Genomic DNA, 20,259 nt, shown 5'->3' with positions numbered 1-20,259 from the left:
AAAACCTATTATCTCCATTTTAAATTGTCAGTTTGGAAGTTCTTTCAGTTTTGTTAGTGATAAAGGTGATCTCATCTATCAGCGAACTGAGTTTGCTGACAGTATGATATTCCAAAAGTTGTTTCAGTGTAAAGTCAACGTTGAAGGTGCTTTTCAGCTCCTTCATGAGCATCATGCTTTTAAGTGAATCGATGCCCAGGTCCAGGAAACTATCCTCCGACCCGATGTTTTCAATACCGGTAAAGGCACTCAGCACTATTGTCATTTTTTTCTCTGTGGCTGTTTCCGGTGCAGTATAGGGAGTAGACAGCAATGGCCGGTCGCGCACCAGGCGGGCCGCAGCCACCGCTTCCCGCACAGGTGGCAGCGCGCGTTTTTCCACAATGCGGTTGACGTTATAGGGAGAGATGACCACAGCGGATAATCCGGTAGATATCGCCTGCTGCAATACGGTAATAAACTCCTGGTTGGTAATGGCATTTGCCAACCGGGCCTGTTTTTCTTCGGGCAGCAAATGTTCCAGGCTGTTTACGGCCATACCTGTCTCTTTCAGGGCAGTCCACTGTAAACTGATTACAGGATATCCATGTCCGTTAGTTTCCGCCAATGCGTCCATCCAGGCGTTAGCCGCCACATAGCCCGCTTCTCCAAAAGATCCTGTAATGGCTGATATCGAAGAGAAACAAACCAGGAAATTCATTGGGTGCCCCTGGCTTATCCGCAACAACACCTGCGTACCGGTAATTTTTGCGGCAAAGACCTGCTGGTCATCCATGTCATTTCTGCGAAGTATGACCCCTCCTTTATCTGGTATACCTGCCGTATGCAATATTCCATGTATGCCGCCAAACCGGCTGACTGCCGCCTGCCATCCCTGCTGCATTGTTATTTCCGCTGTAACATCGGCCACCAGGTTGTATACCTGCGCGCCAGCCAGTTCAAGCTGCCGGATGTTTGTATCGGGCAACGCTTTTCTGCTCACCAATACCAGGTTGGCACTATATTTTTCCGCCAGGAAAACAGACAGCAACTGTCCCATGCCACCGGCGGCGCCGGTAACCAGGTAAGTACCCCCTTTTTTGAAGGCAGCCAACTGCTGCTCCGGCACTATTTTTTCAAATGACTTTACATACCTCCGTATTCCCCGGATGGCGACTTCCCTTTCGGTAACAGGACGCAACAGCTCTTTCAGCACGCCATCCATTGTATCAGTACTACTTTCCGCCATATCAATCAACCTGCAGGTGATATTCGAAAACTCCAGTGATATGACACGCAGCGCCCCCGCTATGGTAGCCTTGTCAGGGCATACTGCCTCGTATCCTGAAACATTGAACATTCCATTCACCACCACGTCCAGCTTCATCTCTGCGGCAGGATATACCGCTACAAATCCTCTTACGAGGTTTAACAAAGCGGCATATACCGCCCTGGCCTGGTATGGGGTATCGACGGGTATTTTATCCCAGCGATATATCACCCGCGTACACGCTTCGCCGGAGTAGTCGAGGCTGCCAAACAACTGACGGTAAGTATCTTCCCTAAGCGGGTCTACCACAAAAACCGCCTTATGTGTGTCTTCAGCAGCAGTCTGCATGACCGGTATACAAGTAGCGCCCTTACTGCGGAATGACTGTAGTATCCTTTCATCCAGTTCATCGTTGTTACTGCATAAAACAACCGTGTCTTCTTCCATGGAGATACGGGCTGCCGCGCTTCCCTGTGATTGCCTCCACTGTATTTGGTAACACCAGTCTGCTGTAGCATTGCTTCTGGCATCCGGTTGCAGGTCGCGGTTATCAGACAACATGCCATAGGTGTCTACCTCAGCAGGGAAACTGATGGCATCAAAAGGATAAGTAGGCAGGCATACTTTATTTCTCTTTTTCAGATAGAAGTGTTCCCAATCAGCTTCCACGCCCTGTTCCCACAGGCGGCCTATCCCCTGCATCATTACTTCCAGGTCACCGGTAGTATCTCTCGTCTGCTTCATCATGTTTACCATACGGTGCGCCGTTACGCCCATGGTTTTCAGCATTCCGCAAAGCGATTGCCCGGGGCCGGTTTCGATAAACTGCGTGTCCGGCTGCCGTGCCAGTATTTGTTCAACACCGGACGCAAACAACACCGGACGCACCAGCTGGCCCGCCCAGTAATCCGGGGAAACGGCCATATCATCTGTAATAAAATCTCCTGTTGTATTGGCAATAAAAGGTATGACTGGTTTGTTCATGGTCACCTGTTCCAGGTGTTGTCTGAACACGGGGAGGACTGGTTCCTGCAGGTATGAATGAAAGGCATGTGAAGTACGTAACCTTACACAGGGAACTCCTTTCTCTTTCAGGATGGCCTCCAATGCGGAAAGCGCATCTGTTGCACCGGAAAATACAGTTTGTGCCGGGGCATTCACTGCTGCCAGTGAAACAACATCGGACAAATACGGTACTGCCTCCTCCCGGCTGAGCGCCGTCCCCAGCATAGTGCCGGGCGCCGTTGATCCCATCAGGCGTCCTCTTTCCACGATGAGTTTCAATGCATCCTCAAAAGAGAATACCCCGCTGAGAGATGCTGCCACCCATTCTCCCAGGCTATGCCCTATCATATAATCCGGCCGGATACCGATAGACATGAGGTATTTAGCCAATGCATATTCCACCAGGAAAAGCAAAGGCTGTGTGTTGGATGTTTCATGTAACGCGTTGGTATCTGTTCCGGATGACCACAGTACAGCCCGCAGCTCTCTGCCTGTTGCCGTTGAGATGATCTCAAAACCTTTGTCCATCCACTCTCTGAACACGGGCAGGCTGTCATATAACGTTTTGCCCATTTGCAGGTATTGCGCACCCTGACCGGGGAACATGAAAACGATGGCTTTCGGTTTTGCTGTCAGCGGAACCGTATTGCCGGTTGATCCCCGCAGGTTGTCCGACAGTCCGGATATATCCGGGAAAGTCATGGTTTTTCTGAAAGCGAAATGGCGGCGTCCCGTTTGAAAAGTATAGGCCAGGTCCGCCGGGTTGATGTCCGATTGTATCCGCAGAAAATCGCTCAACTGTTTCATGTACTGTTGCAGCGTTTTTTCCGAACGGGCGGAAAGTGTCAGCAGGTGACAATTTTCCGTCTCCTCTTTATCTGCCACGCGTACCGGTGCCTCTTCCAATACCACATGGGCATTGGTGCCGCCAATACCGAAAGAGCTTACTGCGGCCCGCCTTGGCTTATTATCCGGTGACTCCCATTTTTCAAGACGGGTATTCACATAAAACGGCCCGTCCTTGAAGTTGATTTCCGGGTTGGGTTCTTTATAATTGATAGTGGGAGGTATCTGTCTGAATTTTAAAGTCAATGCTGCTTTGATAAGACCGGCTATTCCTGCTGCAGTGTCCAGGTGGCCAATATTCGGCTTTACCGCTCCCAGGGCGCAACGGAAGCTGGTACTGCTATTAAATGCCTTGTTCAGCGCAGCGACTTCTATCGGATCTCCCAGCCGGGTACCTGTTCCATGCGCCTCTACAAAACCAATGCTATCAGGCTCTACACGGGCCATCACCTGTGCTTTCCGGATGCATTCCATCTGTCCTTCCACGCTGGGTGCTGTGAACCCCACTTTCCTGTTACCGTCGTTATTGACAGCACTTCCCTTGATGACGGCATAAATATGATCACCATCTGCCTGCGCATCTTTTAAGCGTTTTAATACAACAGCTCCTGCTCCTTCACCCACAATAGTGCCGCTGGCATCTTTATCGAATGCCCTGCAATGACCGTCTTCCGAATAAATCATGCCCTGCTGGTAAACATAGCCATCCCTTATCCTGGAAGACATAGACACGCCACCTGCTATCGCGATCCTCGTTTCCCCCGTCAGGAGGGCTTTACAGGCCATGTTAACTGCCACCAATGAAGTAGAACAGGCTGTATTAATGTTGATAGCAGGTCCTTTGAGATTCAGTTTGTAGGCTAACAGCGTGCTGAGATAATCCCTGTTGTTAATAACAGATAAGGTGAAGTCATCCACGCGCCGGGCATCTCGTTCCAACAACGTATATACTTTCCAGTTAGTATCGTCGCAGGCGCCCGCGTATAAGCCAACAGGCATTTTGGTATTATCAGGGTTGCAACCCGCGTCTTCCAGTGCTTCCCATATGCATTGATGAAAAACCCGGTGCAACGGGTTGATAAGCGCTGCTTCCGTAATGCTATAATCGAAAAAAGCGTAATCGAACAAGTCTTTCCCCTGCAATGTCACCATCGCATTTACCTGCTTTCCATCAGCAGTATTCTCCGATGGCTGCACCTCCTCTGCGAAGCGCACCGACTCGTGCCCTTCGCAGAGGTTACGCCAATACTCCCGCCAGTTGTCTGCATCTGGGAAACGGCACCCTATACCGATAATGGCAATTTCCAATCCTGTGCTGGTATCAGTTTTCATCATCGTTGAAAAGATTTAAATGCCTCATGGTTTCCTCCAGGATATCACTGGCTTCCCTGGCTTCCTGCAGAACAGTTTCGGCTGTATCCACCTCTTCGCGCCTGAGGAGGGTTGCCAGACCGCTTACTGTGGGCCTGGTGAAAATATCCACTGCTGTCAATGCAGTATTGAATTGGGTATTGATCTGCTTCAGTAACCTGATTAGTTTAATAGAATTAGCGCCCGCGTCAAAAAAGTTATCTTTCACGCTCATCTGTGTATTCGCAAAAATCTCACGGCTGATTTCCAGCAACATTTCTTCTATTTTATCGGCCGGCAATTCCGTTGACAGCGGCGGTGTTATTTGCCAGCTTCTTTCGGCCAGCAACCGTTTTCTGTCTACTTTGCCATTAGGCGTGAGTGGTATCTGATCTATCCTGTAATAGGCCGTTGGTATCATATAAGCCGGAAGGTGTTCTCCCAGGCTGCTCCGGAGCATAGCTATATCCGGTACCGCTGTTGTTACGATCCATGCCGCCAGTTCCTTCGTTCCCTGGCTGTCAGGGCTGGCCAATACAGCGGCATCCAGTACACCTTCACAGCGCCGCAATGCATTTTCCACTTCGCCGGGCTCTATCCTGTAGCCCTGTACTTTCATTTGTTCATCTTTCCGGCCGGCAAAATCCAGTGTGCCATCCTGCAACCACCGCCCCAGGTCACCCGTCTTGTAGATCCGCCCTCCTTCGTGGAAGGGATCTGCCATAAAGCGCTCCGCTGTTAGCTCCGGACGACGCAGGTAACCGCTGGCAACACCTTTGCCACCGATATACAGTTCGCCGGTGACATTGACCGCGCAAAGCTGCCGGTTATCATCCAACACATACATCCGCATATTGTCGATCGGTTTGCCGATCCTTACCGGTTCTCCTTCCCGTAGCTCCTCTACCACACAGCCTACCGTTGTTTCTGTAGGACCATATTCATTATAGATTTTTATCTCCGGCCGGATGTTCTTCAGAATGGCGATATGTTCAGGGATCACTTCTTCCCCGCCAACAATAGCGCAAAGAGGACCTTCAGCGGGTAATGTCAGATATTTCAGCAGGCCGATATGCGCTGGTGTAAGTTTAATGGCATTGATTCCTCCCGCTTTACTGAAAGTATGCTGGAATATTGTTGTCAGGTCCGCCTCTGCCGGGTATATATACAAGCTACCACCGCTTGTCAGCGAGCAATAAATACTGGTAACCGTCAAATCAAAAGAGAGAGAAGTAAACAGTCCGAAATGAGGCGCCTGGCCATTAAAATAATAGCCGGATGCCCACCGCACGTAATGCTGCAAATTGTCATTGGTGACCATGCAGCCTTTAGGCAGGCCTGTGGAGCCGGAGGTGTACATCACATAGGCCAGTTCCTCCGGTTGGCGGTCTATGCTCACTGAAGCGACGGGCAGGTTGCTGCGCTCCTGCTCAAACTGGTCAAACAACGCGGCATCCAGACACAGGCTGCATTGGCTGTCTTCGAGGATATAATTGATCCGCTCCGCAGGATAAGCCGTATCCATGGGCACATAAGCGGCGCCCGTTTTAAGGATCGCCAGCATCGCTATTACCAGGCGATCGCTGCGTTCCAGCAACACGGCAACCAGGTCGTTGCCTTTCAGCGGGTACTTACGGGTGATCCAGGCAGCCAGCAGATTGGCTTCATTGTTCAGCACTTCGTAGGTAATTTCCCTACCGGCATAGTGCAGTGCGGTTTGCTGCGGAACAGTGCGGGCCTTTTCTTCAAACAGTGCTGTTACTGACCGGTACTCCAAATGGTCACTCGCTGTATCATTGAATGTCTGTGTCAGTTGCACCACCTCTGCTTCACTGAGGTAGTTAATATCCTGCACCGGGCTGTCAGGCAGTCTCAGCATACCATTCAAGAGGCTGATATAATGATTGCCCAGGCTGTTGATCGTATCTTCCCCGAAAAGGTCTATGTTATATTCTATCAACATTTTCAATTTATCATCCACCGTTGTAAAAAACAGGGTGAGATCAAACTTGCTGACCAGATAGGGTGTATGTGCGAAGGATGTTATCTGCAAATCATCAGGTAGCGGAGCATGCCGGGTATCTGTGTTTTGCAGGACTATCATCACATCAAAAACCGGGCTGCGGCTCATATCTCTCCTAACATGCAGGTTGTCCACCAGTTCATCGAAAGGATAGGCAGCGTGCTCAAATGCTTCTGTCGTGATATGCCTGGTATGTTCCAGCATTTCGCGGTAGCAGGAGGCACCACTGATTCCAGCGCGCAAAGCGACGGTATTGACGTAAAAACCGATCTGCCCTTCCAGGTCATTATGATCACGTCCTGCGACAGGTGTTCCGGTTATGATATCCGTTTGTCCGGTATAACGGTACAACAGCGCATGGAAGGCGGCCAGCAATTTCATAAAAAGCGTATACTGTTCACCGTTATCCAGCTGCAGCATCGCCTGCAATGTCTCTGCCGGTATTTCTTTTTCCAACGCGGCGCCATGGTAAGTTTTCACAACCGGCCGCGGTTTATCTTTCAACGTCAATACAGGCAGTTCACCACCCAAACGCTGCATCCAGTATGCACGGGAAGCCGCCAGTGTACCTTCCGCCAGTTGCTCCTGTTGCCAGACAGCATAATCTTTGTATTGGAGCTCCAGGGTGGTCAGTGGATTATCCGTGCCTGTGACGAAAGCTTTGTAGAAAGCCCAAAGTTCATTCACCAGCAGGCCCATCGACCATCCGTCTGTAATGATATGATGTAAGGTACAGGTGAGCAGCCACTCCTGTTCCGACAACCGGTACAACTTCACGCGTAACAGCGGGCCAGTTGCCAGGTCAAACGGAGCAAGGGCCTCTGCTGTCACCAATTGCTCAACAGCTGCTTCGGTAGCGCCCCGCAGGTCTTCCTGATATAATACAAAACGGGGCTCCGGTAAAATATACTGCCTTACTTCCCCCTGCGGCGTTTCCCTGAATACGGTATGCAGTATCTCATGCCGTTCTATGAGTGCGCCGAAAGCTGCTTCCAGCGCGGAAGTGTCCAGCATACCGGAAATATGATAGGCGCCCGGCATGTTATAGGCAGCGCCGGCGTTGTCAAACTGACTGAGTACCCATATCCTCCGCTGGGCAGAAGACAAAGGATAATTTTCTGCTAAAGGCGCCTGACGCAATGCGGCATATACTGTTTTTCCTGCACGCTGTACCAGGATAGCCTGTTGTTCCAATAGCGGATGTTCAAAGATTTCTTTCAGTGACAGCTTTACGCTGAAAGTTTTATGTATCAGGCGCATGAGCCGCACCGCGCTCAGGCTATGGCCACCAGACCCGAAGAAATGACTTTTCGGATGTAACGCCAATTCTCCTAACAGTTGTTTCCAAAGCCTCGCCAATACTGTTTCCACAGGAGTCATCGGGCGAACGGGACCGGTGCCGGTTGTTGTCAACCCTTCGCTAACGGCCAATGCACGTTTATCTATTTTACCATTGGACAGCAGCGGTATCCTCTCCAGGCGAACATAACGTTCCGGCACCATGTACAGAGGCAACCGTCTTTCAAGGTAAGCGCGTATATCAGTAATATCTGCGGCCGTTCTGCTGACCAGGCAAGCCACCAGGGACTTTTCCCCTGTGACGCCTTCCAGCAGCAGCACTTTGGCTTCACTAATGCCTTCATATTCACATAAAGCATGTTCTATATCACCGGTCTCTATGCGATATCCGCGGATTTTAACCTGATTGTCCAGGCGTCCGAGTACCTCCAGGTTACCATCGGGCAGCCACCTTCCCAGGTCGCCGGTTTTATACATCATTCTTCCGGGACGGAAAGGATCAGGGACAAACCGGCTGGCTGTCAATGCAGCATTACCAGCATATCCGGGGCATACGCCATCTCCGCTGGTGCATACTTCCCCGCTCACTCCTACCGGACATAACTGCCCTGCTGCGGACAATACGTAGTTCCTGGTATGCTGTACCGGCTTCCCTACCAACATACGCCGTCCTCCCCGCGGCACCTCGTAAAAGGAAGTCACGTCAGAACACTCTGTCTGTCCGTATGTATTAAAAATGTGAAGGTCGGGATGGCCGGCATAACACCTCTCCACCAGCGGAACGCTGAGTTTTTCACCAGTGAGTATCAACACACGCAGGTGCTGTAAATCAATATCCGGCTCATAAGACAGGTAGTCGCTCACCTGCGAGGGAATTAATTCCAATATGCGGCAATGGTGCAACCTCGTCATCTCCAACAGCTTTTCCATATCCCGCAGCTCTTCATAATTACACAACACCACTTTTCCGCCTGTCACCAGCGGCGCCCATAACTGCCAGATGCCGCCTACAAAATACAGTTCGGAACAATGGCAGAGTGCTTCCCCCGCCTGGGGTTGCAGCAAAGCCAGCTTATGCCAAAGATGGTTTACAATGCCTTTGTGTTGGAGCATACAACCTTTAGGGTTACCGGTAGACCCCGACGTATATACCACATATGCGATGTCTGATGACTGACTGCCTTGTGAAGACGGGCCGGCAACATACTGCATGCCGGGCCTGAAATCAGACAATATATCTTCATCGATCAGCGCTTTGCAGCGGCTGTCTTCCAGGATATAACGCACCCGTTGTTCAGGATAACGGGGATCAACCGGCACACAACCTGCACCTGCCTTGAGCACGGCCAGCATCGCAATCACTGCCTGCTCACTGCGTTCCAGTTTAATGCCGATGTTGTCTCCTGTCTGGATATGGAACCGGCTATGCAGGTACCGCGACATATCCTCTGCTGCATCATTCAGCGCACGGTAAGTAAGAACAGTCTCTTCAAATATCAGCGCAGTCTCGTCCGGCGATGCCGCTACCTGTTGCTCGAACAGCGTGACAAGGTTCGTTTCTGCCGGGTAAGGCACCACAGGCCCTTCGCACATTTCCAGTATTTGTTGTTTTTCTTTTTCCGGAAGATAATCGAGTACCCCAAGTGGCGTATCCGGTTGGGCTACCACCGCTTCCATCAGGTATCCCCAGTGATGGCACATCTGCACAGCCTGCGAATGGCTGTAGATGTCAGTATTATATTCCAGCAACAGTTCCAGCTGATCTTCCTTTTCAGAGAAGACAAAGCTCATGTCAAACTTGCTGGCGGCGTGTGTAGTACTATTGTAAGGTGTCAAAGTCGCACCGGGCACCTGCAGCGAACCTCCTGCGTTACCTTTGTTCAGGATAATGAGTACATCGAAGAGCGGGCTGCGGCTCATGTCCCGTTGCAGGTCCAGGCTATCTACCAGTTCATCAAAAGGATAAATGCTGTGTTCATAGGCTCCCATTGTTATCTCCCTCACCTGCTCCAGTAGCTGCCGGTATCCGTTTGATCCGCTGAACTGCGCACGCAACGCCAGGGTATTCACATAAAAGCCAATCTGATCTTCCAGGTCGGCATGGCCCCTGCCGGCCACCGGACATCCTATCACCATATCTTCCTGTCCGGTATAACGATACAACAACGCATACAACGTCGCCAGTAATTTCATAAATAGCGTGTACCCTTTTCCGTTACTATCCCGCAACGCTTCCAGCACATGCCCCGGCACCTCGTGACGCACCACCGATCCGTGGTAGGTTTTTACTACCGGGCGTTCTTTCGCCGCAGGCAGCTCCAATACCGGCAACTCCCCGGAGAAACGCTCCAGCCAGTAGTTTTTGGACACCTCCAATAATCCGTTGTGAAGCTGTTCCTGCTGCCAGCTGGCATAGTCCTTATATTGGACCGGGAGCGCTGTCATTTGCAGCACCTTACCTTCCCGGATACCACGATAAGCTTCCAGCAACTCGTTCAGCAGGATATCCACCGACCAGCCATCACTGATAATATGATGCATCACAAAAACAAGTATGCCATCACCCGCCGTAAAGCGATACAAGCTGGCTCTCAGCAACGGCCCGCTTTGTAAGTCAAAAGGTTGTTTTATCCCGTTGTGAATAAGTGGTCCCAATTCATCAGCGCTGACACACATCTCCGGCAGCGCCACCTGGAAGGAAATATCCTGTGATGGCAGCACCACCTGATGTACGGAGGTATTTTCATCTTCCCGGAAAACGGTGCGTAAAATTTCATGACGGCCAATGACGTATTCAAAAGCGGCTTGCAGCGCACGCACATCTATCTCTCCGGTGATATAAAAGCAGGCGGGTATGTGATAAGCAGTGCTGCTTTCATCAAACTGGCTTAAAACCCATAAGCGTCTTTGTGCAGAAGACAATGGATAACCGGGCTGTATAGCCACAGGGCTCAGGCCAGCAAAGCTGTCCCTGGCCGATGTTTGTATCAGCCGGGCTTGTTCCTCCAGCACCGGGGTGTCAAACAATTCCCGGAGTGATATTTTCACCTGGAAATTTTTGTGTATAAGTCCTCCGAGGCTGATAACAGACAAACTACTGCCGCCTATATCAAAGAAATTAGCTGTTGCGCTTATCCGTTCCCGTTGTAACAATTTCTCCCAGATAGCCGCCAGTAAAATAGCTGTCTGAGTAGCCGGTGCAACATAGTCAGCGTTATTTTCCGGAGCAGCGATGTCCTCCGGCAGGGGAAGCGCACGTCTGTTTACTTTTCCGCTGTCTGTCAGCGGCAGCCGTTCCAGCCGGATAAAACGTGCCGGTATCATATATGCCGGCAACAGTTTGTGAAGATATTGTTTCAGGGCCGCCTCAGACAGGGAGGCTACTACATAGGCCAAAAGTTCTTTCTCTCCCGACGAGTTGACACGGTCTGTCACACAAACGGATTCCACGCCTTCGCAAGACAGTAACGCGGTTTCAATCTCTCCGGTTTCTATACGGTAACCGCGGATTTTCACCTGGTGGTCCCTCCTTCCAATATATTCAATGTTACCATCTTCGAGCCAGCGGCCGATATCTCCGGTGTGGTACATACGGTTCCCTGGTATAAAGGGATCATCTGAAAAGCTACGTCTTGTAAGCGTTTCGTTATTTAAGTAACCTCTTGCCACACCAATGCCGGCAATACATATTTCTCCGGCAATACCCACCGGCACAAGCTGCCCTGCTTCATCCAGTATATGAATCTGTATATTATCCACCGGTTTCCCGATAGGGATACGGGTATCTGCTGCTGTGGTGGCATAGGCAGTAACGTCTATAGACGCTTCCGTAGGGCCGTACAGGTTATACAGCGGTCTACCTGCCAAACGATACCATTTCCGGACAGTTTCCGGCAACAACGCCTCCCCGCTGGTGACCAGCAAACGCAGGGAACGCAAAGCGGTGAGCTGTTCGGGGTCTGCTTCCAATACGCCCATAAAACTGCTGAGCATACTCGGCACAAAATGCATACAGGTAACCTGCTGCTGTTTCACTATTTCCAGGATACGATAAGGGTCCCTGTTATCCTCTTCTCCACAAAGCACCATGGTGGCTCCCCAGCAAAGTGGCATAAATATCTCCCAAACAGAAACGTCAAACGTGTAAGTTGTTTTTTGTAAGATAACGTCATCCGGATGATAGTGATATGCTTTCCACATCCACTCCAGCCGGTTCACCACACCCCGGTGTTCGAGCATACAACCTTTGGGGCGCCCGGTAGAACCGGATGTATAAATGACATACGCCAGGTCTTCGGGTGAATTAACCTGTGGGAGATCGTTGGCATCCATCGTGGCTAGTACCTCTGCAATGCCGGCCAGGAGCGATTCATCTATCAGTATTTTACATTGACTGTTTTCCAGTATATAGTCCACTCTCTCTTGTGGATAATCATAACCTACAGGGATATACGCTGCACCCGATTTCAACACGCCCAACAATGATATGATCATTTGCGGGCCTTTCTTTAACTGCACAGCAACCAGGTCGTCGGGCCGGATATCATAATTTTCGCGCAGCCAGCGTGCCAGGCGGTTGGCGGCAGTATTAAGCGCATCAAAAGAAAAAACTTCCGCTTCAAACTTAACTGCCACCCTGTTGGGACATTGCCGCACCTGCTCTTCAAACAGCGCTACCAGCGTAGTATTGGCGGCATTATCCACGGCGGGCTTATTAAATTCTGTCAGCAGCTGCTCTTTTTCTCCGGCAGACAAATAATCCAACCCGGCAATAGCCAGTTCAGGCCGGGCACAGACAGTCTCCAGTAATTGCGACAGGTGCCCTGCCATACGCACCGCAGTGCTTTTCAAAAACAGGTCGCTGTTATACTCCAACGTCAGTTCAATACCATGCGGACTTGCAGTGAAATAAAAAGTCAGGTCAAATTTGCTGCCCATCGCGGTATCATCGTTCCAGGGCGACATCTGCAATCCCGTTACGCCGTTGAACAACTTCTCCTGCTGATGTTGCAATGTGATCATCACATCAAACAGCGGGCTTCTGCCAGGCTCTCTTTTCAGGTTCAATTTTCTCACCAGTTCATCGAAAGGATACGCCTGGTGCTCATTTGCCGCCACCGTATCCCTGCTTACCTTCTCCAGCAAAGACAGAAAACTATCTTCTTTATTAAGCCGGGTACGCAATGCCAGGGTGTTCACATAAAAACCAATCTGTTCCGAGAGGTCCACGTGTTCCCTGCCGGCAACCGGGGAGCCAATCACGATATCTTCCTGTCCCGAATATTTGTATAATAATATATTCAATGCCGTTACCAATCCTGCAAACAGCGTAGTGCCTTTTTCCTGGCATAACTGTGAGAAAGCCTGACTGGCGCCGGGGGTTATAGTTTTACTGATAGTACCGCCATTGTAGCTTTTAACAGGGGGCCGGGGCTTGTCGGCCGGAATATCCAGCGGCAACCAGCCGCCGGACAATTGCGACAGCCAGTAATCTTGCTGTTGCTGCAAAGCGCCACTGTGCAGTAACTGCTGTTGCCAGATGGCGTAGTCTTTGTATTGTATGCGCAAAGGAACCAGCGATGGCGTTTGCTGTTGCAACAATGCATTGTAGCAAAGGAGCAGTTCACTGAACAGGACATTCATGGACCATCCATCACTGATGATGTGATGCATGGTGTATATAAACAGCCATTGCTGTTCTTCCAGCCGGTATACGGCGGCACGGAGCAATGGCCCTGTTGCGGGGTCGAATGGTTTCAGCTGTTGATCACTGATCAGCTGTTGCAGGTTTCCTGCCGGCATGGCAGCCGTTCTCAGGTCTGTTACCTGCAAACTAAAGCCGGTTGCTTCCGGGCTTCGCACTTCCTGTTGTACCCGGCCTTCTGCTGCATCATGTACAAAAACAGTCCTGAGTATTTCATGCCGCTCCAGCAGCAGTAAGAATGCTTTTGAAAGCAGCTCCGTGTCCAGCCTGCCCGTCAGTCTCCACGTTCTGGACATATTGTACACCGCGCCGCTATTTTCCGTTTGTGTCAACAGCCATAAACGTTGCTGCGGAGAAGACAGTTCATACCTGCTGCTATTCTGCTGAACAGGAATATGTGCAAACTTGCCACGGGCTGATTGCTGAATAAATGCAGCTTGTTCTTCCAGTATTGTTTTTTCAAAGAGCACCTTTAGCGGCACTTTTACATGGAAGGCTTCATGAATGCCGGCAGACAACCTGTTAATGCTCAGGCTGTGGCCTCCGAGCGCGAAAAAATCGTCGGTAGCACCAATATTGCCGGCAGACAATATTTTCTCCCATATCCCTGCAAGGCGTATTTCCGCTTCATTGCGGGGTGCGATGTACGCAGCCTCTGACAGGCGCTCAATATGAGTGGGCGCCGGCAGTGCGGCCTTATCTGTTTTACCGTTGGGTGTTAACGGGATATGGCCGATCCTGACAAAACCAGCAGGGACCATGTAGCCAGGAAGCCTTTCTTTGAGGAAAGCGTGCATATCTCCTACAGTCACAGGTGCACTGGCCATCACATACGCTATCAGTTCTTTCTCCTGTCGGCTATTATCTACCGGGATGATGACTGCTTTTGTAATACCGGGGCATTGCTGTAAGGTATTGGCGATTTCTTCCGGTTCAACACTATAGCCCCTGATCTTCAACATTTCGTCTTTTCTTCCGGAGAAAGAGATGCTGCCATCAGGCAGGCGCCTGCCCTGGTCTCCCGTGCGGTACAGCTTTCGGGGGCACCAGGCCACGTCTATAAATTTCCCGGCGGTCAGTGCCGGTTGATGAATATACCCTTCTGCCAGTCCACGGCCTGCAATGCAGATCTCGCCCATGGCCCCTTCCGGCAACAGCTGCTGGTAACGGTCCAGTATATATACCTGGTTATCGCCAATTGGCCATCCCAGGGAGATCGTTTCTATGGGTTGGCTGAGATCGAAGCGACGCACCAGTTTTCCTATAGTCGTTTCCGTTGGGCCGTAGTGATTGTATACGTCGCAGGCTGCATGATGTTGTTGCAGGTACTGCAACATATCGACTGTCAGCGGTTCTCCGCCAAAAATAAGGCACCGGGCCGGCGCAAATACGCCTCCTTCCTGCAATGCTTTCCAGTGCGAGGGGGTGATCTTCAGACAATCCAGCTGTTGCCGTTGCATAAACTCGGCGTCTGTAGCGGCGGTCACTGTGTACACATGCAAAGCTCCTCCCAGCAACAGGGAAGTATAGATAACGGTGTTGCCAAGGTCAGCTGCGATCGTGGACACCAAACCAAAAGTCCTGCAAGCAGCAACATTGGTCTTATCCCTGATGCCCAGGGCATAGTCCGTCAACGCCGCATTACTGATCATCACCCCTTTGGGCCTGCCGGTAGTACCGGACGTATAAATCACATACACCAGGTTGTCTGCCGTAACAGATACGTCAGGATTGGAGACAGGATAGAAAGCCGTCTGCTCTTTGAAATCATTCAGTATGGTTTCATCCAGCAATACCCTACTGCTGCTGTCTTCCACGATAAACGCCACCCGTTGCGCCGGAAAAGCCGTATCTACCGGCACATAGGCAGCTCCTGCTTTCAGGATGCCAAGAATGCTGATGATCGACCAGTCGTTCCGTTCTGCTATGATGGCTACTTTATCTCCTGGTTCCACGCGGTGTTCCCTGATCAGAAAATGCGCTAACCGGTTGGCCAGTTCGTTTAGTTCTTTATAGGTATAATGCTTGTCTTCAAAAACAAGTGCCGAAGCGCCGGGGGTCAAATCTGCCTGCCGTTCAAACATCCGGATAACGCTATCTTCCGGCTGGTCACGCTTTACGGGTTTGTTAAAGGCAGTCATCAGCCGGTCTTTTTCTGCCGGAGGCAAAAGGTCGTACTGATGTAACAGCGTGGCCGGATGACTGACCATCTGCTGTAACAAATGCGTAAGATGCCGGGCAAAACCGTTTATCGTGCTAATGTCAAAAATATCTGTATTGTACTTCAGCGCTATTTCAAGTGCCTGGTCTTTTTCTATGCAGATAAAAGACAGGTCCACTTTGCTGGCATCATTGGCCACTTCCATATACGGACTGATGGCAACATCTCCCCCCATGCCATGCAGGCGGGGACCTGCCACCGTATCCTGAAGAATCACCATCACGTCGAACAAGGGATTCCTTCCTCTGTCCACACGGACCTGAAGGTCATCTGCCAGCCGGTCAAACGGATACTGCTGATGCTCATATGCCCCAACGGTGGTATTCCTGACCTGCTGCAGCAGTTGATTGAAATCCATATCATCACCACAACTGATTTTCAGGGCCAGCGTGTTGATATAACAGCCTAGTTGTTCCTGTAGTCCGGCCAGTTCCCTCCCGGAGGTCACCGTGCCGAGCACCATGTCTGGCTGCCCGGTGTAACGATACAACAGCACCGCTACGGCCGACAGGACACCCATGAACAAAGTACATTCCTGCTGGCGTAACAATTCCGACAGCTGCCGGTACACAACAGCGTCTAAATAAAAAGTATGTTCATCACCGTTATAAGTCCTTTCGGGTGGCCGGGGCCTGTCTGCCGGAAGTTCCAGTACAACCTGGCCGCCGCCGAGCTGCTGCATCCAGTATTGCCGGTGCCCGTCCATAGCACCGGAAGCCAGGCTACGTTGCTGCCAGGCCGCGAAATCGCGGTACTGCAGCGGCAAGGGAGGCAGCCGGAAATCGCTCCTGCCTTTCAACATGGCTTCGTACAACATGCCCGTTTCACTGTTCATGACTGCTACAGACCAGCCATCGGCTATAATATGATGCATCACACAAACAACTATGTGTGCGGCTTCATTTTTCCGGAATACATTTACGCGCAGCAAGGGCCCTGTTTCCAGATCAAAAGGGCGGGCCAGTTCAAGCGCTATTGCCGCTTTTAACTGTGCCTCGTCACCTTCATACTGAGCATGGTATACCACGGGAACGGATATATTATCCGCGCTCGTTACCCACTGCCTTATATCGCCGGTTTCATCACTACGAAAAACAGTACGTAGTATTTCGTGCCGTGCCGCCAGTGTATCAAAAGCACTTTGCAGCGCTGCCAGGTCCGGTATGCCTTCCAGCAGATAAACGCCCGGCACATGGTAAGCCGCGCTGCCAGCTGCTGTGCGGCTCGCCATCCAGATGCGTTCCTGGGAAGAAGATAACGGATAGTTTTCCTGGTCAGTAACAGGTATAATTTTTTCCTCCGCTGTCACATGTTGTTTACCATTTAGCAAAGCAGCCTGTTGCTCCAATACCGGATATGAAAACACTTCCTGTAAACTGAGCCGCAGGCCCAGCTTTTCCTGTACCTCGCTGATCAGCCGGGCAGCCTTGAGGCTCTGGCCTCCTGTGAGGAAGAAGTTGTCTGTAACGCTTATATTTTCATGTTTCAATACTTTTTGCCATATCTCCAACAGCGTTTGTTCACTTTCCGTCCGGGGCGCTATCATCTCTCTTTGATGGCCGGCAGCCACCTGCGAAGGCTCCGGCAATCTGCGCTCGTCAATTTTCCCGTTCGTGGTGAGCGGGAATGTATCCAGCTGTACATAGTATGCCGGTAACATATACAATGGCAACAGCTTTTCCAGGTAGTCCTTCAACGAGACAGGTGATAATATTTCCGTAGCCGTGAAATAGACCACCAGTTCCTGTTCCCTTACCGAAACATGTCCCCCCGTTACAGACGGGTGGCTTAACAATGCATGTTCGATCTCCCCTTTCTCTATTCTGAAACCGCGGACTTTAACCTGTTGCCCTGTCCTTCCGAGGAATAATATGTTTCCGTCGCGACGCCAGCAGCCCAGGTCGCCGGTTTTGTACATCCGCTCTCCGGCATGAAAGGGGTGCGGCACAAATTTCTGCGATGTCAGTTCCTCCTGGTACAGATACCCGATGGCGAGGGCATCTCCTGTGATACAAATTTCTCCCGTTACACCTACCGGGCATAACTGATGATGTTTGTCCAGGATCAGTATCCGTGTGTTGAACACAGGTTTGCCAATCGGAATATTGGGCTCATATTGCCGCACTTCCGTATAAGTAGCCACCACCGTACATTCTGTGGGACCATAATTATTGAAGATACGATAGGGCCTTGCCTCAAAAAGATTCAGTTTATCACCTCCCAGTAAAAGACAACGTAAGCCTGCCGGTTGGTTGTGATGCTGTATGAGTTGCTCTCCTACCCCTGTTGGCAGGAAACAGATAGTGATCTGATGGGCAGACAGGTATTCCGATAGTTCAGCTGTTTTCACCCGGATATCGCCGGCAAGCAGGTGAAGTGCAGCTCCACTGATGATATAGGGAAAAAACTCCCAGACTGCGGCGTCAAAAGAAAAACTGGCATATAAGGTGGCTTTGTCCTGCGCTGTCACTGCAAAAGTGCCGATATGCCAGGCACAAAGGTTCATCAGGCTTCTGTGCCCTACAACCACACCTTTTGGTTTTCCGGTAGAACCGGATGTATAAATAACATAAGCCGGGGTATTGGAAGACAACGACCTGACGGGGTTTGTATCGCTGCATTTTGTTATGCCTGCCTCAAACTGCCGGATAAAATGATGGTCTATGACCACTTTACACCGGCTGTCTGTTATCATATACCGTATCCGGTCTTCGGGGTATTCAGGATCTATGGGCAAATAAGCTGCGCCCGTCTTTAGTATGCTCAGGACGGCTGTGGTCATCCACTCCGTTCTGTCCAGCATAATGCCGGCAATATCGCCCTCCTGTAGTTGATGATGTATTTTCAGGTAAGATGCCAGCTGATTGGCAAGCCGGTTCACTTCTCCATAGGTGAATGACCGGCCATCGTTTACCAGCAGTATATTTTCCGGCGATTGTGCCACCTGTGTTTCAAAAAGCGCTATAACGGTATTGTCAATATCATATGGGGCGGCCGTTTGGTTGAATACCTCCAGCAGTTCCTGCTGTTCCGCTTTTCCTATCATGTCCAGCCGGGCTACCGGCGCTGCCGGTGTTTGCGCGATGCTCCCCAGCAACTGCTGAAAGTGACCTGAGAGTTGTTCCGCAAATGTGGCAGTATATACGTCACTGTTATATTCCAGGGTAAGTACTACCCCACCATCTTTCTCAAGAAAGTTAAACACCAGATCAAACTTCACCTGGTGCTGACCGATGGCGATATCGCAGGCACTTACCTGTAAGGCGCCACTATCCTGTTGCTGCGACAGCTCCTCATCCCGGAACGTTACCACGATATCAAATAAAGGATTCCGGTTACGTTCCCAGGAAATATTCAAATCATCGATGATGTACTCCAGCGGATAATCCTGGTGAGCGTACATTTCTATTACACCACCGGCCACGGCCTGTAATACGTCAGCAAAAACCTGGTCGTCCGCCATGACCGTCCTGAGTGGCAATACGTGTGCAAACAGCCCTATCTGGGATTCCAGCTGCACCTGCTTTCTACCGGAAACGGGGACACCAAGCACCAGGTCCTGTTCTCCGGTATAGCGGGACAATAATATGTTCACGATCGTTACCAGCCCCATAAAGGCGGTCGTTTTCTTTTCCAGGCAGATGTCCTTCACCGCCCGGAAAGTCTCTTTGTTGATGTGGCTTTTAATGCTGCCTCCATGGTAAGTTCTGTATAGAGGCCTTAATTTATCTCCCCTGAGATCAGCTACTGTTATACCCTCCAGCTGTTGCCTCCAATACAACCGTTGCTCTTCCATCGCGCCGGAAGAAAGCTGTTGGCGCTGGTGCATGGCAAAATCCCTGTATTGCAGTTCCGGGCCATTGACATTCCCAACAGATGCATCATAAAACAACATCAGTTGTTTCATCAGTATGCCCACCGACCAGCCATCACAGATGATGTGATGCATCACAACGACCAGCACCCAGCTATCCGTTGCCAGGTGAAAAAGACCGGTACGGAAAAGCGGCCCTTTAGCCAGATCAAACTCATGATCTACCAGCAGCTGCACGCCGGCAGTGAGGGCACTTGCAGCATCCTGTTCTTCCCGCAGGTCTGTGATGGGGATAAGGGAAAGCAATGTCTCCGGAGCAGCCACATACTGCTTTACCGCTCCTTTATTATCTTCCCGGAAAACGGTGCGTAAAATCTCATACTGTTGTACCACGCGGTTAAAGGCTTCTTCCAGCCTGGATGTTTCCAGTGGGCCTTCAATACGGAATACGCCGGGCATGTTATATGCTACGCTGCCTTCTCCTGTTCTGCTCAGCATCCACACGCCCTGTTGGGCGGCGGACAAGGGATATGATTCCGCTGACGCCGACTTCGGCACCAATGGCTCCGCCTCAGAGGGGTTCCCCCCCTGCAGCAGCTGTATGAGCTGAGGTTTATATTTTCTTATTTCAGCGATCAGGGCAGGATCAATATCAGTCTGACCGGCATACACCTTCAACTCGCCGGCCACTACCTCCAGTACGATATTATGTTTGCTGATATCCTGTAAAAGCTCTTTCATAGTTAGC

2 protein-coding genes are annotated in these 20,259 nt (G+C 50.8%); both read right to left on the bottom strand.

What is annotated here, in order from left to right; genetic code table 11:
* Nucleotides 1–19 precede the first annotated feature (19 nt).
* A complete protein-coding gene (locus tag HHL17_RS11675) occupies nucleotides 20–4,435 on the bottom strand; it encodes a type I polyketide synthase (RefSeq protein ID WP_169224894.1) in 4,416 nt (1,471 codons plus the stop codon).
* Entirely contained in the window at nucleotides 4,422–20,252 is a 15,831-nt protein-coding gene (locus HHL17_RS11670; RefSeq protein ID WP_169224893.1) for a non-ribosomal peptide synthetase, read from the bottom strand. Before HHL17_RS11670 ends, HHL17_RS11675 begins: the two co-directional genes overlap by 14 nt.
* Between the last annotated feature and the right edge of the window lie 7 nt (nucleotides 20,253–20,259).

The organism is Chitinophaga fulva, from assembly GCF_012927205.1.
Lineage (GTDB): Bacteria > Bacteroidota > Bacteroidia > Chitinophagales > Chitinophagaceae > Chitinophaga > Chitinophaga fulva.
Note: the sequence above shows the minus strand (reverse complement) of the source record. Positions and strands in the feature narration are given on the sequence as shown.